Annotated in this window: 22 protein-coding genes and 1 tRNA gene; 11 read left to right on the top strand and 12 right to left on the bottom strand. The window is 65.7% G+C overall.

What is annotated here, in order from left to right; translation table 11 throughout:
* Positions 1-147: 147 nt before the first annotated feature.
* Together rpmA and rplU are read right to left on the bottom strand one after the other, a co-directional pair.
* On the bottom strand, positions 148-411 hold the full coding sequence (gene rpmA / locus BSE24067_RS12785) for a 50S ribosomal protein L27 (RefSeq protein WP_006476999.1): 264 nt from the start codon (positions 409-411) through the stop codon (positions 148-150).
* 24 nt (positions 412-435) lie between these two features.
* Entirely contained in the window at positions 436-747 is a 312-nt protein-coding gene (rplU, locus tag BSE24067_RS12790; protein ID WP_006025184.1) for a 50S ribosomal protein L21, read from the bottom strand.
* A 209-nt stretch (positions 748-956) separates the two neighbouring features.
* Between rplU and BSE24067_RS12795 the strand changes: the two genes are divergently transcribed.
* From BSE24067_RS12795 to BSE24067_RS12840, 10 genes are all read left to right on the top strand, one after another.
* Positions 957-1,952 carry a polyprenyl synthetase family protein gene (locus tag BSE24067_RS12795; protein WP_151067944.1) on the top strand — a complete coding sequence of 332 codons (996 nt, stop codon included), beginning with the start codon at positions 957-959 and terminating at the stop codon, positions 1,950-1,952.
* 147 nt (positions 1,953-2,099) lie between these two features.
* Positions 2,100-2,176 (top strand) — tRNA-Pro (locus BSE24067_RS12800).
* 598 nt (positions 2,177-2,774) lie between these two features.
* Positions 2,775-4,220: a GSCFA domain-containing protein gene (locus tag BSE24067_RS12805; protein ID WP_151067943.1), complete on the top strand. Its 1,446-nt coding sequence runs from the start codon at positions 2,775-2,777 to the stop codon at positions 4,218-4,220.
* A gap of 351 nt (positions 4,221-4,571) precedes the next feature.
* Complete coding sequence (locus tag BSE24067_RS12810; protein WP_174904773.1) at positions 4,572-5,861, top strand: HlyC/CorC family transporter; 1,290 nt, start codon at positions 4,572-4,574, stop codon at positions 5,859-5,861.
* Positions 5,862-5,943: 82 nt separating this feature from the next.
* On the top strand, positions 5,944-7,221 hold the full coding sequence (locus tag BSE24067_RS12815) for a GspE/PulE family protein (RefSeq protein WP_151067941.1): 1,278 nt from the start codon (positions 5,944-5,946) through the stop codon (positions 7,219-7,221).
* A gap of 5 nt (positions 7,222-7,226) precedes the next feature.
* Entirely contained in the window at positions 7,227-8,432 is a 1,206-nt protein-coding gene (locus BSE24067_RS12820; RefSeq protein WP_174904775.1) for a type II secretion system F family protein, read from the top strand.
* A gap of 44 nt (positions 8,433-8,476) precedes the next feature.
* The gene (locus BSE24067_RS12825) at positions 8,477-9,388 is read left to right on the top strand and encodes a prepilin peptidase (RefSeq protein WP_151068509.1); all 912 of its coding nucleotides are present in this window, start codon (positions 8,477-8,479) and stop codon (positions 9,386-9,388) included.
* Between the two features lie 84 nt (positions 9,389-9,472).
* Positions 9,473-10,081 (top strand): dephospho-CoA kinase, encoded by a 609-nt coding sequence (coaE, locus tag BSE24067_RS12830; RefSeq protein WP_151068508.1) that lies wholly within the window; start codon positions 9,473-9,475, stop codon positions 10,079-10,081.
* A gap of 108 nt (positions 10,082-10,189) precedes the next feature.
* Entirely contained in the window at positions 10,190-10,945 is a 756-nt protein-coding gene (gene zapD, locus BSE24067_RS12835; protein WP_121858534.1) for a cell division protein ZapD, read from the top strand.
* A gap of 28 nt (positions 10,946-10,973) precedes the next feature.
* Positions 10,974-11,174, top strand: coding sequence for a DNA gyrase inhibitor YacG (locus BSE24067_RS12840; protein WP_151068507.1), 201 nt, complete (start codon positions 10,974-10,976; stop codon positions 11,172-11,174).
* Positions 11,175-11,234: 60 nt separating this feature from the next.
* On the opposite strand, the gene BSE24067_RS12845 is transcribed toward BSE24067_RS12840, so the two are convergent.
* The 4 genes from BSE24067_RS12845 to secA form a co-directional block, all read right to left on the bottom strand.
* Positions 11,235-11,693: an NUDIX domain-containing protein gene (locus tag BSE24067_RS12845; protein WP_151068506.1), complete on the bottom strand. Its 459-nt coding sequence runs from the start codon at positions 11,691-11,693 to the stop codon at positions 11,235-11,237.
* Positions 11,690-12,559 (bottom strand): ATP-binding protein, encoded by an 870-nt coding sequence (locus BSE24067_RS12850; protein ID WP_151068505.1) that lies wholly within the window; start codon positions 12,557-12,559, stop codon positions 11,690-11,692. Before BSE24067_RS12850 ends, BSE24067_RS12845 begins: the two co-directional genes overlap by 4 nt.
* A gap of 19 nt (positions 12,560-12,578) precedes the next feature.
* Complete coding sequence (argJ, locus tag BSE24067_RS12855) at positions 12,579-13,820, bottom strand: bifunctional glutamate N-acetyltransferase/amino-acid acetyltransferase ArgJ (protein WP_151068504.1); 1,242 nt, start codon at positions 13,818-13,820, stop codon at positions 12,579-12,581.
* A 150-nt stretch (positions 13,821-13,970) separates the two neighbouring features.
* Positions 13,971-16,769: a preprotein translocase subunit SecA gene (gene secA / locus BSE24067_RS12860; RefSeq protein ID WP_151068502.1), complete on the bottom strand. Its 2,799-nt coding sequence runs from the start codon at positions 16,767-16,769 to the stop codon at positions 13,971-13,973.
* Between the two features lie 267 nt (positions 16,770-17,036).
* Here secA and BSE24067_RS12865 point away from each other — a divergent pair, with 267 nt between their 5' ends.
* On the top strand, positions 17,037-17,516 hold the full coding sequence (locus BSE24067_RS12865) for a DciA family protein (RefSeq protein WP_151068179.1): 480 nt from the start codon (positions 17,037-17,039) through the stop codon (positions 17,514-17,516).
* Between the two features lie 80 nt (positions 17,517-17,596).
* Here BSE24067_RS12865 and lpxC read toward each other — a convergent pair whose 3' ends face one another.
* The 6 genes from lpxC to BSE24067_RS12895 form a co-directional block, all read right to left on the bottom strand.
* On the bottom strand, positions 17,597-18,514 hold the full coding sequence (lpxC, locus tag BSE24067_RS12870) for a UDP-3-O-acyl-N-acetylglucosamine deacetylase (RefSeq protein WP_151068180.1): 918 nt from the start codon (positions 18,512-18,514) through the stop codon (positions 17,597-17,599).
* A gap of 238 nt (positions 18,515-18,752) precedes the next feature.
* On the bottom strand, positions 18,753-19,259 hold the full coding sequence (locus BSE24067_RS12875) for a peroxiredoxin (RefSeq protein WP_151068181.1): 507 nt from the start codon (positions 19,257-19,259) through the stop codon (positions 18,753-18,755).
* A 188-nt stretch (positions 19,260-19,447) separates the two neighbouring features.
* Positions 19,448-20,644, bottom strand: a complete 1,197-nt coding sequence (gene ftsZ, locus BSE24067_RS12880; RefSeq protein WP_151068182.1) for a cell division protein FtsZ — start codon at positions 20,642-20,644, stop codon at positions 19,448-19,450.
* Between the two features lie 115 nt (positions 20,645-20,759).
* Positions 20,760-21,992 carry a cell division protein FtsA gene (gene ftsA / locus BSE24067_RS12885; protein WP_006752447.1) on the bottom strand — a complete coding sequence of 411 codons (1,233 nt, stop codon included), beginning with the start codon at positions 21,990-21,992 and terminating at the stop codon, positions 20,760-20,762.
* Between the two features lie 26 nt (positions 21,993-22,018).
* Positions 22,019-22,771, bottom strand: a complete 753-nt coding sequence (locus BSE24067_RS12890) for a cell division protein FtsQ/DivIB (protein ID WP_151068183.1) — start codon at positions 22,769-22,771, stop codon at positions 22,019-22,021.
* Between the two features lie 19 nt (positions 22,772-22,790).
* Positions 22,791-23,732 (bottom strand): D-alanine--D-alanine ligase, encoded by a 942-nt coding sequence (locus tag BSE24067_RS12895; protein WP_040143319.1) that lies wholly within the window; start codon positions 23,730-23,732, stop codon positions 22,791-22,793.

Consider the following 23,732-nt stretch of genomic DNA (forward strand, 5'->3'; position numbering starts at 1 on the left):
CGGCACGCTTGAACAATCTGCCGTTCGGCCGATGTCCCGCCGTTGCGCGACGGCCGCCCGCACGCACCTGCGCACGGCGGCCAAATAAAAAAAGGCCCCGCGAAGACTGCGGGGCCTTTCGGCTACGAAGCCCGTGGGTGCCTGAACTTAGGCAGCCGCCGGGACGACGATGACCAGATGCTTCTTGTCCGCGCCCTTGGTCGCGAACTTGACGTGACCGTCGACCAGCGCGAACAGGGTGTGATCCTTGCCCATGCCGACGTTCTCGCCAGCGTGCATGCGCGTACCGCGCTGACGCACGATGATGCCGCCGGCGTTGATCGCCTGGCCGCCGTACACCTTCACGCCGAGACGTTTCGACTCGGAGTCGCGGCCGTTCCGGGAAGAGCCGCCTGCCTTTTTGTGTGCCATCTGATTGCTCCTTTACCGAGGCGCTTACGCGTTGATCGCGTCGATGCGCAGCTCAGTGTAGTTCTGGCGGTGGCCGCCGTGCTTTTGGTAGTGCTTCCGGCGACGCATCTTGAAGATGGTGACCTTGGCATGACGACCGTGCGACACAACGGTGGCCTTGACGGAAGCCCCACTGACCAGCGGCGTACCGAACTTAATCGATTCGCCTTCGCCCACTGCGAGAACCTGGTCGAGCGTGATTTCAGCGTCAATGTCAGCCGGTATCTGTTCTACTTTGAGTTTTTCGCCAACGGCAACCTTGTACTGCTTGCCGCCGGTTTTTATGACCGCGTACATTGAGAACCTCACTCTGGATCCATTTTTCCGCACACCACGCGCGGAAAACACGTGATTATACATGGGCTTAGCACCGAAGTCAAAGCCGACCCACGGTTGCCGCGCGCAAGCCCTGGCCGGATGGCCAAAATCGACGTGCCGGCACGTCCGGCAGACCGGGATATCGCGGATTCGACTTATAATCCGCGGCATCACCCATTTCGATCATCATGTCGTCGTCCACCGCCTCCCCCACCCTCAGCGCCGCCCACCTGCTCGCTCCGATCGCCAGCGACATGGAGCAGGTGAATCGCGTTATCCGGCAAAGCCTCGCGTCCGACGTGCTGCTGATCAACCAGATCGCCGAGTACATCATCGGCGCGGGCGGCAAGCGACTGCGTCCGGCGCTGCTGCTGCTCGTCGCCGGCGCGCTCGGCGAGACGTCGCACCAGCGGCACGTGCTGGCCGCCGTCGTCGAGTTCATCCACACGGCCACGCTGCTGCATGACGACGTCGTCGACGAATCCGAACTGCGGCGCGGCCGCCAGACGGCCAACGCGCTGTTCGGCAACGCGGCGAGCGTGCTGGTGGGCGACTATCTCTATTCGCGCTCGTTCGAGATGATGGTCGGCGTCGGCAAGATGCGCGTGATGGAAATCCTGTCGGAAGCGACGACGATCATTTCAGAAGGCGAAGTGCTGCAGCTTCTGAACATGCACGATGCGGACGTCGACGAGACGCGCTACATGCAGGTGATCCGCTACAAGACGGCGAAGCTGTTCGAGGCGTCGGCGCGCCTCGGTGCTGTGCTCGCCGGCGCCGATGCGCCGACCGAAGCCGCCGCCGCCGAATACGGCCGCCGGATCGGCACCGCGTTCCAGATCATGGACGACTGGCTCGACTACGCAGGCACGGCCGAAGCGATGGGCAAGAATGCCGGCGACGATCTGCGCGAAGGCAAGCCGACATTGCCGCTCATCTATCTGATCGAACGCGGCACGCCCGAACAGTCGGCGCTCGCGCGCGAGGCGATCGAACACGGCGGCACCGACCGCTTCGACACGATCTTCGACGCGATCACGCGTTCCGGCGCGCTCGACCATACGCTCGAATGTGCGCGACAGGAAGCACAGGCGGCCGCAGCCGCGATCGCCGCGTTCCCCGATTCGATCTACAAGGAAAGCCTGCTCGGGTTGTGCTCGTACTCGACGTCGCGACAGTCATAAACGTGCCGCGAACAGAAGGCGATACCTTGTCCCGAAAAATTTCTTCGCCAAGGTATTCCCTTTTAGAAAAAACATCGTTATAGTTACGTTCTTGCTTGTGACGACGCAGCGATCTTAACGAAGACGGCGAAGTCCAAAGAGCAGAATCGGGGTGTAGCTTAGCCTGGTAGAGCGCTACGTTCGGGACGTAGAGGCCGGAGGTTCGAATCCTCTCACCCCGACCAGATTTGGTTAAAAAGCAGCGACTGGAAAGTATGGTCGTTGTTTGCAGTACTACAGCAGGCATGTGTAGTACGAACCTTTGATAAAGCCTTGCGAATCTTTTCGGTTCGTGAGGCTTTTTTCATTACGGCACACGCAATCGTGTCGACAACAGCAAAGACGGCGCCTCCATCTCGGGCACATCCGCCGATCGAGCCGTGCTGATCATCAAAGACACAAAGGCACGCCCGGGCACCACCCGTCCGATCCATCCATTGAAATGCCGACACGCGGCGGGGACCCGCACGATGTCGCCGAACGTCCGTCGTCGGCCCTGCAAGTATTCTGCTCGCTGGGGACTCTACGGCACTGGACCGAAAGGTCGGCGGCATGCGTTGCCACCCGTCGTGGGCCGCCTCCACTCAGCTCCGTGCCGTTTGCCATCCAGTTGGCGCACCGGCAAGGGTAAAGTTTCCCCCGCACCATGCCGATATTCGGCTGCATGACAACTGAACGGGTCCCACACGCCCGAAGGACTTCCCCCCGGCCGCAACCCGTTCGAGCGGTGGTGCAGGTGGAGTCGTCGATTCCAGAGCGCAACGCTCGTTACGGGAAGGTCAAATGGATATCGGTAGCTGGAAGGATCAAGCGAGACAGGCGCTTGCCGGAAACGTCGGCGCGCACGATGTCATCGCGCAGATCGGCAACAGGCAGGTCGATGATTCCGACTGTGAAGCCAATCTCCTTCTCGGCATTCTTTACGGCCAGACAGGACAGCTCAACCTCGCTGTCCAGCATCTTCGGCAATCGCTCGCCCACGACCCGCGCAATCCGGACGCGATCTTCTTTCTGGGCTGCTTTGACGCCTTGCGGTTCCCCGGTCTCCACAAGAGCTGGGCCATTCGGCGGGATCACGCAAAGAGCGCGCTTCGCCTTGTCGAAAATACTCCGGACGCCGCGACCTGGCCTCAACTGAAAGTCTGTCTCGAGATCCTGGCGACAGCAGCCAGCTACGTCGGGCCGCCGGAGGAGGCAGAATACGCGTATCGCTGGCTGATCAAAATTGATCCTGCGAATCCCGACCATTACGCCAAGCTTTCCCAACTCCGCGCCGACGACGACCTCGCGGAAGCCGTCGCACTGATCGATCAGGCGCAGGCCATCAACCCCGCCGTCGGTAATCCGACCGATATCGAGCTTTCCCGAAAACTACTCTCGGATAGCACTCGCCGAAAGACGGTCGCACGGGCAAAGTACCCCACCACGCGGGAAATGAGGGGAGATCTGGCGACCGTGATCCGGACCGGCTTGCTGGGCGGCTTGCCCAAGCAATGCTTCATCGACAAGGAGACCCGTTTTTTTACGCTCGGCTCATGCTTCGCCAGAGAGATCGCCGTCCGTCTCATCGAACGGGGCTACCAGGCCGACTTCTTTGAAGTCGTCGAACACATCAATTCGAGCTTCGCAAACCGCAACATGGTGGATTGGGCGCTAGGCCAATGTACAGGCCAAAGCCGGGAGCGCCTCGACGAGCTGTTCGCGTCACTGAACATCACGCCGGAGAACCTCAGGGCCCGTCTGGCCGCTGCGAAGGTGTTCGTCTACACACTGGGGGTCGCCCCTGCCTTCTTCGACAGACAATCCGGTGAATTCGTGATGCCTTCGAGCTCCACACTGGGCTCGCGTGCATTCGCCGAGCTGTACGATTTCCGAACTACCACCGTCCAGCAAAATCTGGACAATCTCGAATACATCGTCGCGAACATCAAGGCGTTGAACCCCGACGTCAAGGTCGTGCTTACCGTCAGCCCCGTGCCGTTGAAAACCACGTTCGAGTTCAAGTCGGCAATACAAGCGGATTGCATTTCCAAGTCGACGCTCCGTGTCGTCGCCCACGAATTCGTCACCCGGAATCCTGACGTCATCTACTGGCCGAGCTTCGAGATCGTGCGCTGGATCGGCGGACATGTCGGACCGTATTACGGCAACGACGACGATGCCGCCCTTCATGTGGGCGACCATGTCGTCAAGGCCATCACGGATTCGTTCATCGAGCACTTCTCGTGAGCCCTCGCGAGCCGGCGGCTTCAGGACAGCCAGACCGGATACCGGCCGCCTCGAAGCAGGAGCGACCTTCCCGGCTCAAGTGGAAATCGATCCGATAGCCCGATCTGCGCACGGCATTAGACGGGGTCAAATCCTCTCGCTGCCTGCGCACACATGGCCCACGGACACCATAAGGCCGCTTCGCGATTCGACTCCCCTCATCCCGTCGGCATTGGAGGGAACCTGCACCGCATGCATGGTTTCCGCCTGCTTTTGCCCGATCACGCCGGCCGGCATGCCCGCGCGACACATCGCGGCCGCCGGCCTCTGCTATATTCCCTCCATCCCTGTCCTTCACTGCCCTTTCCACGCGTGGACCAAATTCCCTTATGGGCGCAAATCAGCGCCGTCTTCCTGCTTCTTCTCTGCTCCAGCTTCTTTTCCATTTCCGAGACCGCGATGATGGCGCTCAACCGGCACCGGTTGAAGCATCTCGCCGGCAAGGGCGCGCTCGGCGCGAAAACCACGCAGGGCCTCCTCACGCGCACCGACCTGCTGCTCAGCGTGATCCTGATCGGCAACAACCTGTTCAACACGATCATCCCGGTCCTGACGACGTCGCTCGCGCTGCACACGTTCGGCCGTAACAATCTCGCGCTGTCGATCGCGACGGGCATCGTCGCGTTCCTGATCATCGTGTTCGCGGAAATCGCGCCGAAGATCGTCGGCGCGACCTTTCCCGAGCGCATCGCACTGCCCGCGAGTCTCGTGATCGCGCCGCTGATGCGCGTGTTCAAGCCGGTCGTCTGGTTCGTCAACGCGCTCGCGAACGGCGTGCTCTGGGTGCTGCGCATCAATACGAAGAAGGGCCGCGACCAGCGGATGTCGGCCGACGAACTGCGCGCGATCGTGCTCGAGTCGAGCAGCTTCATGCCGACCAAACACCGCAGCATCCTGCTCAACCTGTTCGACCTCGAGAACATCACGGTCGACGACGTGATGGTGCCGCGCCGCCAGATCGAGTCGCTGAACTTCTACGCGCCGCTCGACGACATCCTGCATCAGCTCGAGACCTGCTATCACAACCGCCTCGTCGTGTACGAAGGCGACATCGACAAGGTGCTCGGCGTGCTGCACGTGCGCAAGACGCTCACCGCGCTGCACAACCAGGATTTCGATCGGGAAACGCTGCGCACGCTGCTCGCGGAGCCGTACTACGTGCCGTCGGGCACGCCGGTCGTGCAGCAGCTCCAGTATTTCCAGGAAAGCCGCCAGCGCACGGCGCTCGTCGTCAACGAGTACGGCGAGCTCGAAGGGCTCGTCACGCCCGAGGACATCATCGAGGAACTGATCGGCGAATTCACGACGTCGATGCCGCGGGGCGAACGCGCAGGCGGCTGGAACGAGAACGGCGAGTGCATCGTCGCCGCCAGCATGCCGCTGCGCGAACTGAACCGCTGGCTGCACCTGCACCTGCCCACCGACGGGCCGAAGACGCTGAACGGCCTGATCCTCGAGATCCTCGAGGAAATTCCGGAAGGCGACGTGTGCGTGAAGATCGGCGACGTGATGCTCGAGGTCATGCGCAGCGACGATCAGGCCGTGCGCACGGTCAAGCTCTTCAAGCCGCGCGGCGCGCGCACGCGCGCCGCCGCGCGCTAGCCGAACGGCCGACTGTCGGCGCCGTCCGCGATACGCGACCATTTACCGGTCACGATCAACAGGCGGCCGAGCGCCGGCTCACATGCGTTTCACTCCTCCTGGGGCGGCGCCGCGCACGCAGCGGCCGCCCACCTCCGCCGACGCCGCAGCCGCGGAGCGAGCCCGTTCGCTCGATGCGACGCAACTCGACGACTCTCCCGCGGTACGGCTGCTGACCGACACGCTGCACGCCGCGCGCGTGCGCGACGCGTCCGATATCCACGTCGAACCGTTCGAAACCGGCTGGCGCATCCGGCTGCGGGTCGACGGCGTCCTGCATGAACACGTACGGCCGCCCCCTCATCTGCGCGACGCGCTGGTCACGCGGATCAAGGTGCTCGCGCGCATGGACATCGCCGAGCGCAGGCTGCCGCAGGACGGCCGGCTGCGCATCGCGGTCGACGGCGGTATGCGGGGCGACTACCGCGTCAGTTCGCTGCCGACGCTATTCGGCGAGAAACTCGTGCTGCGGCGCCTCGATACGCTGCCGCCCGACCTCACGCTCGCGCGCCTCGGCTTCGATGCGCGGCAGGCGGCGGCGATGGAGGCCGCGATCCGCGCGCCTCACGGCCTCGTGCTCGTCACCGGTCCGACCGGCAGCGGCAAGACGCTGTCGCTCTACTGCGCGCTGCAAATGCTCGATCGCGATGCGCACAACGTATGCACGGTCGAGGACCCGGCCGAGATTCAGCTGGACGGGATCAATCAGGTCGGCGTCGCCGAAAAGGCCGGGCTCACGTTCGCCACGGCGCTGCGCGCGCTGCTGCGGCAGGACCCGGACGTCATCATGGTCGGTGAGATTCGCGATGCGGAAACGGCCGACGTCGCGATCAAGGCCGCGCAGACCGGACACCTCGTGCTGTCGACGCTGCACACGAACGATGCGCCGGCAGCGGTCGCGCGACTGCTCGACATCGGCGTCGCGCCGTACAACCTGGCGGCCGCGTTGCGGCTCGTCACCGCGCAGCGCCTCGTCCGGCGCCTGTGCACCGCGTGCCGCGTGCGCTCGGACGCGCCGGTGCGTGCGCTGCGCGATGCCGGGTGCGATCCGGCCGCGCTGGAATCCGGATGGCGCCCGTTCGTCGCGCGCGGCTGCGCCGCCTGCCACGGTATCGGTTATCGCGGCCGGATCGGTCTGCACCAGACGATGCCCGTTTCCGCGGAAATGGCCGAACGCATCGTCGCGCGCGCAAGCGTCGGCGTACTCGCGCAATGCGCGGCGGCCGAGGGCGTGCGCAGTCTGCGCGACGCAGCGCTCGCGCACGTTCGCGACGGCACGACGAGCGTCGCGGAAGCGCTAGCCGCGACGCCCGACGCGTGACGACGATGCCGCTGCCGCCGCACGAAACCCGCTTCGCATGGCGCGGCCGTCGTCGCGACGGCACGCCATGTCGCGGAAACGTGATCGCATTCGACGCCGCCGCCGCGCGTGCGGCGCTCGCACGCGACGGCATCGCGGTGCTGGCGCTCGACGCGCGCGGCACGGCCCGGCCGCCGGCGGCCGGCGCACGCGACGTCACGCGTTTCACGCGTCAGCTGGCGAGCCTGCTGCAAGCCGGGCTGCCGCTCGCGCCGTCGCTGGAGATGCTCGCCCGCACTCGTACGCGCGACGGGTTGCCGCGCATCGCGGCCGGTCTCGCCCGCGAGATCGTGGGCGGGCAACGCTTCGCCGCCGCGCTCGCGCGCTATCCGTCGCAGTTCGGCACCTTGTATCGGCAGTTGATCGAGGTAGGCGAGGCGTCGGGCGCGCTCGGCACCGTGCTGACCCGCGTCGCCGAGCATCGCGAACGCGCCGACGCGCAATGGCGCAAGCTGCGTGCCGCGCTCGCGTATCCGGTCGCCGTTATCGCGTTCGCGCTGGCGATCTCGGCCGCGCTGATGGTATGGGTCGTGCCGACGTTCCGGCAGATCTTCGACGGCTTCGGCGCGACGCTGCCGGCGCCGACCCGCGCGCTGCTCGCCGTCTCTTCCGCGACATCGGCTTGGGGCGGCACGTTCGCCGCCGCTGCAGCCCTGGCCGCCCTTGCCGCACGTCACGTGCTGCGGCGCTCGCCATCGCTGCGTTACGCGGTCGCGCGGCAGATGCTGAACTTGCCGTTCGTCGGCAGCGCGCTCACACGGTTCGCAACCGCGCGCTGGTGCCGCTCGCTTGCGACGCTGCTCGGCGCAGGCGTGCCGCTCGCCGATGCATTCGCAACACTCGAGCGCACGGCCGGTCATCCGGTGTTCGATCAGGCCACCGGTCAGATCGCGGCGCGCGTGCTGCGGGGCGCGCGTCTTGCCGACGCGATGCATGCGGCCGGCTGCTTCCCGGACGACGTCGTGCAGCCGATCGCCGTCGCCGAAGAAACCGGCGCGCTCGACACGATGCTCGCCGACATCGCCGCGCTCTGCGAGCGTCAGCTCGACGCACGCGTCGATGCGCTAGCCGCGCTCGGCGAACCGTTGATCGTGGTCGTGCTGGGCGCGCTCGTCGGCGGCCTCGTGATCGCGATGTATCTGCCCATCCTTCAGCTGGGCAACGTGGTGTAGCATCGCAACCGATTCTGTCGCCTTTAAAGCCCGAACCCGAGCCCATGACGCCCGCGCCCCTGACCACCGTATTCGATTCGCCCGACAGCACGCTCCTCGTGCTGGCGATGCTGCCGCCGGCGGTGCAGTATGCATTCGCCGTCGTGCTCGGCCTGTGCGTCGGCAGTTTCGTGAACGTCGTCGTGCACCGCGTCCCGGTGATGATGCAGCGTGCATGGCAAGCCGAAATCGCCGAAGCGACGGGCGCCGCAAGCACGGCACCGGACGACGGCTATCCGCCGCACTACGATCTGTGGCGCCCGCGCAGCGCGTGCCCGCATTGCGGCCATGTGCTGCGCGCATGGGAAAACATCCCGCTCGTCAGCTATCTGATGTTGCGCGGCCGCTGCCGTCAGTGCGGCCACGCGATCGGCGTGCGCTATCTGCTCGTCGAACTCGCCGGTGCGCTGCTCGCCGCCGCCTCGCTCGCGGCGTTCGGCCCCACCGTCGCGGCACTCGCGGCGTTCGGGCTGTGCGCCGCACTGCTCGCGATGAGCGCGATCGACATCCAGACCGGCTACCTGCCCGATTCGATGACGCTGCCGTTGCTGTGGGCAGGCCTGGCACTCAATCTCGGCGGCACGTTCGCGTCGCTGCGCTCGGCCGTGGTCGGCGCGATGGCCGGCTACCTGTTCCTGTGGTCGGTCTACTGGCTGTTCAAATGGCTGCGCGGGATCGAAGGAATCGGCTTCGGCGATCTGAAGCTGCTCGCCGCGCTCGGCGCATGGATGGGCTGGGCCGCGCTGCCGCAGGTCGTGCTGTTCGCCGCGGTGACGGGCGCGATCGCCGGGCTCGTCGCGACCTGGCGCGGCCGCATGCGCTTCGAGGAGCCGATTCCGTTCGGCCCGTTCCTGGCTGCCGGCGGCGTGGCGACACTGTTTTTCGGTACCCCTTTCTATTCGGCGCTCGGCGGCTGACGTGACGCGCGACCCGTGTGCGCGCCGTTCTCCGCGCCGCCGGCGCGCGCGTCACTTGCCTGCAGCGGCCCGGCGGAGGTTCACATGTTCGCAATAGGACTCACCGGCGGCATCGGCAGCGGCAAGACGACCGTCGCCGACATGTTCGCCGCACGCGGTGCATCGGTCGTCGATACCGACCTGATCGCGCACCGCATCACCGCACCCGGTGGGCTCGCGATGCCGGCGATCGAACACGCATTCGGACCGGACTTCGTCGCGGCCGATGGCTCGCTCGATCGCGCGAAGATGCGCGCACTGATTTTCAGCGACGACGACGCACGCCGCCGGCTCGAAGCGATCACGCATCCGCTGATTCGCGCGGAGACCGAGCGCGAAGCCCGCGACGCGCAGGGCACTTACGTGGTGTTCGTCGTGCCGCTGCTCGTGGAGTCAGGCAATTGGAAGGCCCGCAGCAACCGCGTGCTGGTGGTCGACTGTCCGGTCGAAACGCAGATCGCGCGCGTGATGCGCCGCAACGGCTTCACGCGCGAACAGGTCGAGGCGATCATCGCGAGACAAGCGACGCGCGAAGCGCGTCTCGCGGCGGCCGACGACGTGATCGTCAACGACGCGGCGACGCCCGCCGTGCTCGCCGCACAGGTCGATGCACTGCACCAACGCTATCTCGAATTCGCGGCAGCGGCGCGGTGACGCTGCGCGCAATCGTGATGGTGTACGAAATTGGCGCGTTGCTAGGGTAGAGCGTGAGCATTAGAATGTCCTGCATTGTTTCAATCCCTACCCGAGAGGCGAGCGCGCTTGATTCTTTACGAGTATCCGTTCAACGAGCGAATTCGCACGCTGTTGCGCCTCGAAGACCTGTTCGAGCGCTTCGCTTTCTTTTTGGCTCAGGAGGACCCGCGTGAGCATCACGTCGCACTGACGACGCTGTTCGAAATCGCCGAGGTCACGGGCCGCGCGGACCTGAAATCGGATCTGATGAAGGAGCTCGAACGTCAGCGCCAGACGCTCGCCCCCTTTCGCGGCAATCCGGGCATCGAACAGAATGCGCTCGAAGCCGTGCTCGGCGAAATCGAGCAGACGCTCGCGAATCTCGCGCAGATGCAGGGCAAGACCGGCCAGCATCTGGTCGACAACGAATGGCTCGCGAGCATCCGCAGCCGCGCGGTGATTCCCGGCGGCACGTGCAAATTCGACCTGCCGTCGTATTACGCGTGGCAGCAATGGCCGGCTGAACAGCGGCGTCAGGACATCGCGAAATGGATCATGCCGCTGCTGCCGCTGCGCGACGCCGCGGCGATCGTGCTGCGGCTCGCGCGCGAATCGGGGCAGGCTTCGAAGGTGATGGCGATGCAGGGCAGCTATCAGCAGATGCTGTCCGGGCGCAGCTATCAGTTGATGCAGGTGCGGGTGTCGCCGGAGTTGCGCGTGATTCCCGAGGCGAGCGCCAACAAGTACATGCTGTGGGTACGGTTCACCATGCAGGACGGCGACGTTCGCCCGCGCGCGGTGGACATCGACGTGCCGTTCCATCTGACACTGTGCAATCTGTAACGGCCGCGTGCCGGTTCGACGCTTTCGTATGACTACCGTTGTGAAATGTCCTTCGTGCGGCGCGCAAGTGCGCTGGACGCCCGAAAACAAGTTCCGTCCCTTCTGTTCGGCCCGCTGCAAGCAGCTCGATCTCGGCGCATGGGCGGCAGAAAAGTACCGGATCGGCGGCGCCGCCGACGAAGGCCCGTCGTCTGAAGAAGACGGCACGGACAACCGCCGCGACAGCTGAGCGGCGCGCAGCGCGCCCGTTCGCCGATATGGCCCGCGTTTCAGGCGGGCCGCCACGGCGTCATTGCGACGCCGCTTCCTTCTCGAGCAGTTCCAACACCGGCAGCGCGGCCGGCAACAGCGGCGCGACATCGACCGGCAGCGGCTGCCACACGAACGCCTGCCCTTCCTTGCTGTGCGGCTCGCCCGTCCAGCCCGTCACCTTGCAGAAATAGAGCCGCACGTACGCATGCGGATAATCGTGCTCGAGCGTGTGCCAGCGATGGCTCGCCGTGACGACGATGCCCAACTCCTCGTGCAGTTCGCGGGCCAGCGCATCCTCGACGCTCTCGCCGGCCTCCAGCTTGCCGCCTGGGAACTCCCAGTAGCCTTCGTACGGCTTGCCCTGCAGCCGCTGCGCGAGCAGGTAGCGGCAGCGGCCGTCCGGTCCGCCTGCCTGCACCATCACGCCGACAGCGACTTCCGTCACCTTGCGGCCGTCGGGCGCACGTGCCGCGCCCGCTGCGGAATCCACGCTCATGCCTGCTCCTTGCGGCCCGACCAGTCGCGCGCGAACTGCCACGCAACGCGCCCTGAGCGCGAACCGCGCTCGAGCGCCCAGACGAGCGCATCGCCGCGTGCCGCTTCGATCTCGGTATCCGCACAGCCGAAATGGCGCAACCAGTGCCCGACGATGTCGAGGTAGTCGTCCTGCTTGAACGGATAGAAGCTCACCCACAGACCGAAGCGCTCCGACAGCGAGATCTTTTCCTCGACGACTTCGCCGGGGTGGATCTCGCCGTCCGGCAGATGCTTGTACGACTCGTTGTCGCTCATGTACTCGGGCAGCAGATGGCGGCGGTTCGACGTCGCATAGATCAGCACGTTGTCGGACTGCGCGGCGATCGAGCCGTCGAGCGCGACCTTCAGCGCCTTGTAGCCCGATTCGCCGTCCTCGAACGACAGGTCGTCGCAGAACACGATGAATCGCTCCGGACGCTGCGAGATCAGCTCGACGATGTCGCCGAGATCGTGCAGGTCGTCCTTGTCGACTTCGATCAGGCGCAGGCCGTCCTTCGCATATGCGTTCAGGCACGCCTTGATCAGCGACGACTTGCCGGTGCCGCGCGCACCCGTCAGCAGCACGTTGTTCGCCGGCTTGCGCTGCACGAACTGTCGCGTGTTCTGTTCGATCAGCCCTTTCTGGCGATCGATGTTGTGCAGGTCGCCGAGCGTGATCGACGACGCTGCCGGCACCGGCTGCAGATAGCCGCGCCCCTGACGCTTGCGCCAGCGGAAGGCCGTGGCCGCGTTCCAGTCGACGGCCGCCGGCGCGGGCGGCAGTATCCCCTCGAGGCGGCCGAGCAGCGCTTCGGCACGCGTCAGAAACTGTTCGAGCTTGTCCATGTCGTTCGAGCGCTCCCGATCAGGAGCGGTAATCCGCGTTGATGCTCACGTAATCGTGCGACAGATCGCACGTCCAGATAGTGGCCTGCGCGTCGCCGCGGCCGAGCAGCACGCGGATCGTGATTTCGCTCTGCTTCATCACGCGCTGGCCGTCCTCTTCCTGGTACGCCGGATTGCGGCCGCCTGCCTTCGCGACGAGCACGTCGTCGAGATACAGGTCGATCCTGCCGACGTCGAGATCGGTAACGCCCGCATAGCCGATCGCCGCGAGAATGCGGCCCAGATTGGGGTCGGATGCATAGAAGGCCGTCTTCACGAGCGGCGAATGGCCGATCGCATAGGCAATCTGACGGCACTCGGCAACGCTCTTGCCGCCTTCGACCTGCACGGTCATGAACTTCGTCGCGCCTTCGCCGTCGCGCACGATCAGCTGCGACAGTTCCTGCGCGACCTGCGTGACCGCGTCGCGCAACGCAGCATAGGCCGGCGAGTCGGTCGACGCGATTGCGGGCAGCGTGCTCTTGCCCGACGCGATCAGGATGAACGAGTCGTTCGTCGATGTGTCGCCGTCAATCGTGATGCAGTTGAACGAGCGATCGGCCACTTCCTTGACGAGCGTGTCGAGCACCGGCTGCGCGACGTTCGCATCGAATGCGAGGAAGCCGAGCATCGTCGCCATGTTCGGCTTGATCATGCCTGCGCCCTTGCTGATGCCGGTCAGCGTGATCGTGTGACCGTCGATCGTCACCTGGCGCGACGCGGCCTTCGGCAGCGTGTCGGTCGTCATGATCGCCTGCGCGGCGTCGTACCAGTTCGCGGCCTTGCGGTTCGCGAGCGCGGCCGGCAGCCCGGCCTTCAGGCGGTCGACCGGTAGCGGCTCGAGAATCACGCCGGTCGAGAACGGCAGCACCTGCGCGGCGTCGAGGCCCGCGAGGCGCGCGAGTTCCGCGCAGGTTTCACGAGCGTTCGCGAGGCCGGGCTCGCCGGTGCCCGCATTCGCATTGCCTGTGTTCACGACGAGCGCGCGAATCGCCGCGCCGCCGGCGCGCACCTTGGCCAGATGTTCGCGGCACACGATCACGGGCGCGGCGCAGAAGCGGTTCTCGGTGAATACGCCGGCGACCGTCGCCCCTTCGTCGACGGAGATGACCAGCACGTCCTTGCGATTCGGCTTGCGGATGTTCGCTTCCGCCCAGCCGAGCGTAACGCCGGCGACGGGATGCAGTTGGGCGGGATCGATCGACGGAAAATTGACAGCCATGGGGCACACCTGCCGGATGGAAAATGCCGGCATGCGCCGGCATCGATTGGAAGAACCGGCGGCCGCGGGAACGGGCCGCCGCAACTCACATCACTGACTCGAAGCTGCGAACGGACGACGCGGCGCGCGCACGCGCGCCGCCGCCGCCGATCATGACAGCTTACCGTGACATTGCTTGTACTTCTTGCCGCTGCCGCACGGGCACGGGTCGTTGCGGCCGACTTTAGGCATCTCGCCGCCGGGGCCGCTGTGGGTCATCGCGCTGCCGACCATGTCGGCTGTGGCCGTGGCTGCGGTAGCCGCCGCGACGTTCGCGACGGGCGCGCCGGCTTCCGCATAGTCGGCATGCTGGTACTCGACGTTCTCGAGATGACCGCCGCGCTCCTCGATCTGCTCGGCGGCTTCCTCGAGCTGCTCCGGCGACTGGATCTGCACGTTCATCACGATGCGCGTGACTTCCTGCTTGATCGCGTCGAGCATCGCGGCGAACAGCTCGAACGCTTCGCGCTTGTATTCCTGCTTCGGGTTCTTCTGTGCATAGCCGCGCAGGTGGATGCCCTGGCGCAGATGGTCGAGCGCGGCGAGATGCTCGCGCCACAGGCGGTCGACCGTCTGCAGCATCACCGAGCGCTCGAACGCGCTGAACGATTCGCGGCCGACCAGCGCGACCTTCGCCTCGTACTGCTCGTCGGCGGCGGTCGTCACGGCTTCGAGGATCTCTTCGGCGGTGATCGACGACGACTCGTTCACCATTTCCTGAATCGCGAGATCGAGCTGCCAGTCGTTGCGCAGCGCTTCCTCCAGCTCCGGCACGTCCCATTGTTCCTCGATGCTGCCTTCCGGCACGAACTGGCGGACGACTTCGGCGATCACGCCGTGGCGCATCGCGGCGATCGTCTCGGTGATGTCGTGCGCTTCGAGCAATTCGTTGCGCTGCTGGTAGATCACCTTGCGCTGGTCGTTCGACACGTCGTCGTATTCGAGCAGCTGCTTGCGGATGTCGAAGTTTCGCGCCTCGACCTTGCGCTGCGCCGATTCGATCGAACGCGTGACGATGCCGGCCTCGATCGCCTCGCCTTCCGGCATCTTCAGGCGATCCATGATCGAACGCACGCGGTCGCCCGCGAAGATGCGCAGCAGCGGATCGTCGAGCGACAGGTAGAAGCGCGACGAGCCCGGATCGCCCTGGCGGCCCGCACGGCCGCGCAGCTGGTTGTCGATCCGGCGCGATTCGTGGCGCTCGGTGCCGATGATGTGCAGGCCGCCCGCGGCCTTCACCTGCTCGTGCAGCGTTTCCCACTCGTCGTGCAGCTGCTTGATGCGGCGCGCCTTCTCGTCGGCCGGAATCGCGTCGTCGGCCTCGATGAACGCCGCCTGCTTCTCCACATTGCCGCCGAGCACGATGTCGGTACCGCGGCCGGCCATGTTGGTCGCGATCGTGATGCGCTTCGGACGTCCGGCTTCGGCGACGATCGCCGCTTCACGCTCGTGCTGCTTCGCGTTCAGCACCTCGTGCGGCAGCCCGGCCTGCTTCAGCATGTGCGACAGCAGCTCCGAGTTCTCGATCGACGTCGTGCCGACGAGCACCGGCTGGCCGCGCTCGTAGCAGTCGCGGATGTCGCGGATCACCGCGTCGTAGCGCTCCTTGGCCGTCTTGTAGATCTGGTCCTGCTTGTCGATCCGCTTCGGTGGACGGTTGGTCGGGATCACGACCGTCTCGAGACCATAGATCTCGTTGAATTCGTACGCTTCGGTGTCCGCCGTGCCGGTCATGCCCGCGAGCTTCGCGTACATCCGGAAGTAGTTCTGGAACGTGATCGACGCGAGCGTCTGGTTCTCGCTCTGGATCTTCACGTGCTCCTTCGCCTCGACCGCCTGGTGCAGGCCGTCGGACCAGCGGCGGCCCGCCATCAGGCGGCCCGTGAATTCGTCGACGATCACCACTTCGCCGTTCTGCACCACATAGTGCTGATCCTTGTGGAACAGCGTGTGCGCGCGCAGCGCCGCATACACGTGGTGCATCAGCGTGATGTTCTGCGGCGCGTACAGGCTCTCGCCGTCGCCGATCAGGCCCCACTCGGCGAGCAGCCGCTCGGCCTTCTCGTGGCCCGACTCCGTCAGGAACACCTGGCGCGACTTCTCGTCGAGCGTGTAGTCGCCCGGCTTCTCGACGCCCGTGCCGTCGGCCTTCTCCTCGCCGATCTGGCGCTCGAGCAGCGGCGGCAGCGCGTTCATCCGCACGTAGAGTTCGGTATGGTCTTCCGCCTGGCCCGAGATGATCAGCGGCGTACGCGCCTCGTCGATCAGGATCGAATCGACTTCGTCGACGACTGCAAAGTTCAGCGCACGCTGCACGCGCGCATCGGTCTCGTAGACCATGTTGTCGCGCAGGTAGTCGAAGCCGAACTCGTTGTTCGTGCCATACGTGATGTCCGCCGCATAGGCCTGCTGCTTCTGGTCGTGCTCCATGCCGGACAGGTTGATGCCGACCGACAGCCCGAGGAAGTTGTAGAGGCGCGCCATCCATTCGGCATCGCGCTGCGCGAGGTAGTCGTTGACCGTCACGACGTGCACGCCGCGGCCGGCCAGCGCGTTCAGGTACACGGGCAGCGTCGCGACGAGCGTCTTGCCCTCGCCCGTGCGCATTTCGGCGATCTTGCCGTAATGGAGCACCATGCCGCCGATCAGCTGCACGTCGAAGTGGCGCATCTTCAGCACGCGGCGGCTCGCTTCGCGGCAGACCGCGAACGCCTCGGGCAGCAGCTTGTCGAGCGATTCGCCGCCCGCGATCCGCTGGCGGAACTCGTCCGTCTTGCCGCGCAACTGGTCGTCCGTCAGCTTCTCGATCTGCGTTTCGAGCGCATTGATCGTCGCGACGGTCTTTTGGTATTGCTTGACGAGCCGCTGATTGCGGCTGCCAAAAATTTTCTGGAGAAAACCGGTTGTCATCGGATCGGATCCTGCGTCGCAGCACCGGCGCCCGGCGCGTGTTGCGCGCCCCGACGCCCGAGCCCCGGCGGCTTAGCGAATTAGTGGAATCAAACGACGAATTTTAGCACGCGGGGACGCATGCGCCGGTGTCCCGGCCGGACCCGCGCCGCGCGCCGCGGCGGCGCCGGCGGCCGGCGCTCCGGCCCGAAAGCCGCCCGTGCGCGAGCCGGCGCGGGTACAATCGGCGTCACCGTCCGCGCGCGTGCGCGCCCGAAGAATGCCTCGATGAACCGATTTTCCAAGCGTTTCGGCCCGCTCCCCGCGTATCGCCCGCAACCCGTGTCCGAAGTGCTCTCCCGCACCGACGCGTTCGCGGCGCTGCGCGCCGGCGTCGAGCAGGTCGCGTCGCTGCAGCGCGATCTCGCCGCGCTCCTGCCCGACTATCTTGCGAATCATGTCGAACCGGGCTCCATCAAGGACGGCACGCTGACCCTCTTTGCCGCTCACAACGCACTTGCCGCCCGGCTGCGCCAGGTGGAGCCGCGCCTGCTCGCCGATCTGCAGAAACGCGGCTGGCCGGTGTCGACGCTGCGCGTGCGCGTGCGGCCGAAGGACGCGCCGGAGCCGCCGCACGTGAAGCAGGCCCGGATGACGACCGCCGGCGCTGCGGCGTTGCGCGAGCTCGCCGACCATCTCGAGCCGTCGCCGCTGCAGGCCGCGCTTGCGCGGATGGCCGCCCGGCACGGCGCGAAGTCGTCGCGCTGAGCGCGCTGCCGGCCACGGTTTGCCGCGCAACAAAAAAGCGACCCGAGGGTCGCTTTTTTATCGCTCGTGCGGCGCGCCGATCACGCGAAGGCCGTCTGCGTGTCGAACGCGAAGCCGCCGGGCGCCGCCTGCGGATCGTCGAACGTGACGATCTCGTACGCGTCCTCGTGCGCGAGCAGCTCGCGCAGCAGCGCGTTGTTCAGCCCGTGACCGGACTTGTACGCGGTGTACGACGCGAGCAGCGGATGGCCGACCACGTACAGATCGCCGATCGCGTCGAGCATCTTGTGCTTCACGAATTCGTCGTCGTAACGCAGCCCGTCGTTGTTCAGGATCCGGTATTCGTCGAGCACGATCGCGTTGTCCATGCTGCCGCCGCGCGCCAGGCCCAGCTCGCGCATCATCTCGACTTCGTGCGCGAAACCGAACGTGCGCGCACGCGCGATCTCGCGCACGTACGACGTATTCGCGAAGTCGACCTCGAGTTCCTGGCCGGTCTTGTCGACGGCCGGATGACGGAAGTCGATCGTGAACTTCAGCTTGAAGCCGAAATACGGATCGAGACGCGCGAACTTGTCGCCGTCGCGGATTTCGACCGGCTTCGTGACCTTGATGAAGCGCTTCGGCGCGTTCTGCTCCTCGATGCCCGCGGACTGGATCAGGAACACGAAGGACGCGGCGCTGCCGTCCATGATCGGGATTTCCTCGGCCGTCACGTCGACATAGAGATTGTCGATGCCGAGGCCGGCGCACGCCGACATCAGGTGCTCGACGGTCGACACGCGCGCGCCATCCTTCTGCAGCACCGATGCGAGCCGCGTGTCGCCGATCGACATCGCGGATGCCGGAATGTCGACGGGCGTGGGCAGGTCGACGCGCGAGAAAACGATCCCCGTGCCCGGCGCGGCCGGGCGGAGCGTCAGTTCGACCTTGCGGCCCGAGTGGAGACCGATGCCCACGGTCTTCACGATCGATTTGATGGTGCGCTGCTTCAGCATGGTGTTCTTCGACTTGATTGGTATTCTCAATCAGGAGTTATATTCGATAGGTCGGATTATAGCGTAATTCCCTATTCGCCGCTGTTCGAAACTGCGTATATCTGTTTCGACTGTTTACCCGTGCCGATACGGGACGGGCCGATGCCCGGAACGGAGGCGTTTCCGGTCATCGGCCCGTGTTACAACTGCCCCGAAGCCAGTGCGCAGCGTTGCCCGCGGGCAACGGCGCACCGCACGATCAGGACGTCAACGTCGCGAGCACACTCGCCGCATCGCTCACTTCGAACTTGCCCGGCGCTTCGACGGCCAGCGTCTTGACCACACCGTCGTCGACCACCATCGCGTAGCGCAGGGAACGGATTCCCATGCCACGCGCGGACAAATCCTGCGTAAGCCCCAGCGCATGAGTGAAAGCAGCGCTGCCGTCCGCCATCATGCGCACCTTGCCCGCGGTGTGCAGATCACGTCCCCATGCGCCCATCACGAATGCGTCGTTGACGGACACGCACCAGATCTCGTCGATGCCCGCCGAGCGCAGTTGCTCGGCATGCTCGACATAGCCCGGCACATGCTGCGCCGAACAGGTCGGCGTGAAAGCGCCCGGCAATCCGAAGATCACCACCCGCTTTCCCGCAACCTGGTCGCGCACGCTGAAGGCGTTCGGCCCCAGCGTGCAGCCTGCGCGCGCGTCGTCGATGAATTCGAACAGTTGCGCGTCGGGCAGCGCGTCGCCCACTTGAATCATGGCTGGTCCCTCATAGCGATACGGTTTTCAGCGTGTTGCGGACAGCACGTCCCATCCCGCTCCGCTCATGCGAAGAGGGCACGTCTCCCGGCCCGGCGTCGCATTCGACGCGGCCTGTCGTGGTCCGTGGCATCCGTCACGCCGGCGTTACCGCGGCAACCGTGCCGCGGCTTCGCCTGTGTGCGTCGTCAGTCAGCCTGCTTGCGCAGGAAAGCCGGAATGTCGTACGTGTCGACACCCTTCTCCTGCAGCGCCTGCACGTGCGATGCCGCGGTTTCGCGCGAGTTGCGCCACACCGCCGGCGTATCGAGCGCGCCGTAGTCGGCCGTGCCGACGTGCTGCGGCTGTGCATAGCCGTGCGAGACCGCGCTGACCGGCTGGTTGTCGGTACCCGTGCGCAGCAGCGTCATCGGAGCCGATTGCTGCTTCTTCGCCGCACGGCCCAGGCCCGTCGCCACAACCGTCACGCGCAGTGCATCGCCCATCGCGTCGTCGTACACCGCACCGAAGATCACCGTCGCGTCTTCCGCCGCGTAGCTCTTGATCGTGTTCATCACTTCGCGCGTTTCCGACAGACGCAGCGAACGGCTCGACGTGATGTTGACCAGCACGCCGCGCGCGCCCGACAGATCGACGCCTTCGAGCAGCGGGCTCGCGACGGCCTGTTCGGCCGCGAGGCGCGCGCGATCGACGCCGGCGACCGTCGCCGTGCCCATCATCGCCTTGCCCTGCTCGCCCATCACCGTCTTCACGTCTTCGAAGTCGACGTTCACGAGGCCGTCGACGTTGATGATTTCGGCGATGCCCGCGACCGCGTTGTTCAACACGTCGTCCGCGCACTGGAAGCACTTGTCCATCTCGGCGTCATCGCCCATCACGTCGAACAGCTTGTCGTTCAGGACGACGATCAGCGAGTCGACGTGATCCTCCAGTTGCTGCGAGCCTGCTTCCGCGACGCGCATGCGCTTGCCGCCTTCGAACTCGAACGGCTTGCTGACGACGCCGACGGTCAGAATGCCCATTTCCTTCGCGATCTGCGCGACCACCGGCGCCGCGCCCGTGCCCGTGCCGCCGCCCATGCCGGCCGTGATGAACACCATGTGCGCGCCGCGCAGCGCATCGGCGATGCGCTCGCGCGCCTCTTCCGCCGCCGCCTTGCCCATTTCCGGCTTCGCGCCGGCGCCGAGGCCCGTGTTGCCGAGCTGGATCACGGACGGTGCGCGCGCACGCGACAGCGCCTGCGCGTCGGTGTTCATCACGATGAAATCGACGCCCTGCACGCCACGGTTGATCATGTGCTGAACGGCATTGCCGCCAGCGCCGCCAACGCCGACCACCTTGATGATGGTGCCGTTGGTTTCGGTTTCCAGCATTTCGAATTCCATTGTTGCCTCCGTCAAGAAAATAGAACTACTCGGCCGTTATTCGGCAGGAGATCGGGCAACCCCCTGTCGCGCGCCAGCCGCCGGCACCAGCGCGAATTTCGATTCGGTTCGCCGATCAGAAATTGCTCAGGAACCATTCCTTCATCCGCGAGAAGATCTGCCCCGCGTTGCCGGACTGCACGGCGACCTTGCGGCCGCGCATGCGCTGAGCGCTCCCTTCGACGAGCAGGCCCATCGCCGTCGAGTAGCGCGGATTGCGCACCACGTCGGCGAGGCCGCCTGCGTATTCCGGCGCGCCGATGCGCACCGGTTTCAGGAAAATGTCTTCGCCGAGCTCGACCATGCCCGGCATCATCGATGCGCCGCCGGTAATGACCACGCCGGAGCTCAGCAGTTCTTCGTAACCCGACTCGCGCACGACCTGCTGCACGAGCGAGAACAGCTCCTCGACGCGCGGCTCGATCACCGCCGCGAGCGCCTGGCGCGACAGCGTGCGCGGACCGCGTTCGCCGAGGCCCGGCACTTCGACCATCTCGTCCGGATCGGCGAGCGCCTGTTTCGCGATCCCGTAGCCGACCTTGATGTCTTCCGCGTCCGGCGTCGGCGTGCGCAGCGCCATCGCGATGTCGCTCGTGATCTGGTCGCCGGCGATCGGAATCACCGCGGTATGGCGGATCGCGCCTTCGGCGAAGATCGCGATGTCGGTCGTGCCGCCGCCGATGTCGACCAGCACGACGCCGAGATCCTTCTCGTCCTCCGTCAGCACCGCCAGCGACGACGCGAGCGGCTGCAGGATCAGGTCGTTCACTTCGAGCCCGCAGCGGCGCACGCACTTGACGATGTTCTGCGCGGCGCTGACTGCGCCCGTCACGATGTGCACCTTCACTTCCAGGCGGATGCCGCTCATCCCGATCGGCTCGCGCACGTCTTCCTGGCCGTCGATGATGAATTCCTGCGTGAGGATGTGCAGCACCTGCTGGTCGGTCGGGATGTTGATCGCCTTCGCGGTCTCGATCACGCGCGCGACGTCCGTCTGCGTGACTTCCTTGTCCTTGATCGCGACCATCCCGCTCGAATTGAAGCTGCGGATGTGGCTGCCCGCGATCCCCGTGAACACGTTGGTGATCTTGCAGTCGGCCATCAGCTCGGCTTCCTCGAGCGCGCGCTGGATCGACTGCACGGTGGCCTCGATGTTGACCACCACGCCCTTCTTCAGACCTTTCGATTCGCTCTGGCCGAGGCCGATCACCTCGTAATGGCCTTCGCCCTTCAGCTCGGCGACAATGGCCACCACCTTCGACGTGCCGATGTCGAGGGAAACCAGCAGATCCTTGTAGTCTTTGCTCATAAAGTGCTCTTGCGTGTGATCTCTCGTTACTTCTTGCGCTTGTCGGTATCGGTCAGGAACCGCATGCTTGCCGCACGAATCGCGAATCCGTTCGGATAACGCAGGTCCGCGTACTCGATGTCGTTGCCCCAACGCTGCGTGACGGCCGGCCATGCGGCGACGAGGCGCTGGCTCCGGTCATGCAGGGTCTCGCTCGTGCGTTCCTTGCCGAGCTCGATCTGCATGCCGTTCGACAGCTTCACCGTCCACGCGTAGCGCGCCGACAGCGTCACTTCTTCCGGCGCCGCCTTCAGCGGCGCAAACCAGTTCGTGAAGTCGCGATACCGCGTGACGACTTCCTTCGCACTGCCTTCCGGGCCGTCGAACGCGGGCAGTTCCTGATCCAGTTCGCCCTGGTTCGCGGTGAACAGCTCGCCGTCGACGCTCACGAGCTGCGCGCTGCCCCAGGTCCCGAGCGGTTTGTACTCCTCGAGCGTGACAGCCAGCGCATTCGGCCATACCCGGCGCACGCTCGCGTGACGCACCCACGGCATCTGCTCGAACGCGGCGCGCGCCGCGTCGAGGTCTACCGTGAAGAAATTGCCTTTCAGCCGCCCGACCACGCCCGCGCGCACCGTCGGCGTGTTGATGTGCTCGGTGTCGCCGTCGATCCGGATTTCGCGCAGCGCGAACGTCGGACGCTGGATCAGCCAGTAGCAGCCGGCCGCCGCCAACACGAGCAGCAGCAGCGCGTACAGCGCGCTGGCGGCAAGGTTGAGTTGGCGAACGTTGTTCCACATACGTCGTTCCGTTCCTGCGTCAGTCGTTGAGCGTAAGCGACAGCACCTTCACGACCAGCTCCGAATAGCTGATGCCGATCGAGCGCGCGGCCTTCGGCGGCAGCGAGTGATCGGTCATCCCGGGGGCCGTGTTCACTTCCAGGAAATACGCATTGCCGGCGGCGTCGAGCATGAAGTCCGCGCGGCCCCAGTCGGTGCAGCCGAGCACGTCGAACGCGCGGCGCGCGATGCGCTTCAGTTCCGCTTCCTGTTCGGCGGGCAGCCCGCACGGAATCAGGTACTGCGTATCGTCGGCGACGTACTTCGCGTGGTAGTCGTAGAACTCGCCGGCCGGCACGATCTTGATCAGCGGCAGGTCGAGGTCGCCGGCGATGCACGCGGTGTATTCGCCGCCGCCTTCGATGCTCTTCTCGACGATCACGATCTTGTCGTGCGTCGCCGCTTCCGACAGTGCGGCGGGCAACGCGTCGGCCGTCTTCACCTTCAGCACCGCGACGCTCGAGCCTTCGCTCGCCGGCTTCACGAACAACGGCAGACCGAGCTTCGCGACGATGTCCGTCGCACGCGCCGCGTAGTCGTCGCCGCGCATCACCGTTTCGAACGGCGGCGTCGGCACGCCCGTCTGCTGCCACACGAGCTTCGTGCGGAACTTGTCGAGCCCCAGTGCCGAGCCCAGCACGCCGCTGCCCGTGTAGCGGATTCCGTAGAAGTCGAGCGCGCCCTGGATCTGGCCGTTCTCGCCGTAGCCGCCGTGCAGCGCGTTGAACGCGCGCACGAAGCCTTCGTCCTTCAGCGCCGACAGCGGCCGCTCGGCCGGGTCGAACGGATGCGCGTCGACGCCTGCGTCGCGCAGGCCCTGCAGCACGAGGCGGCCCGAGGTGAGCGACACCTCGCGCTCGGCGGACTCGCCGCCGAACAACACCGCCACCTTGCCGAAACGTTTCGGATCGATCCCGCTCAT

The organism is Burkholderia latens, from assembly GCF_902499045.1.
In the GTDB taxonomy this organism is placed as follows: Bacteria; Pseudomonadota; Gammaproteobacteria; order Burkholderiales; family Burkholderiaceae; genus Burkholderia; species Burkholderia latens.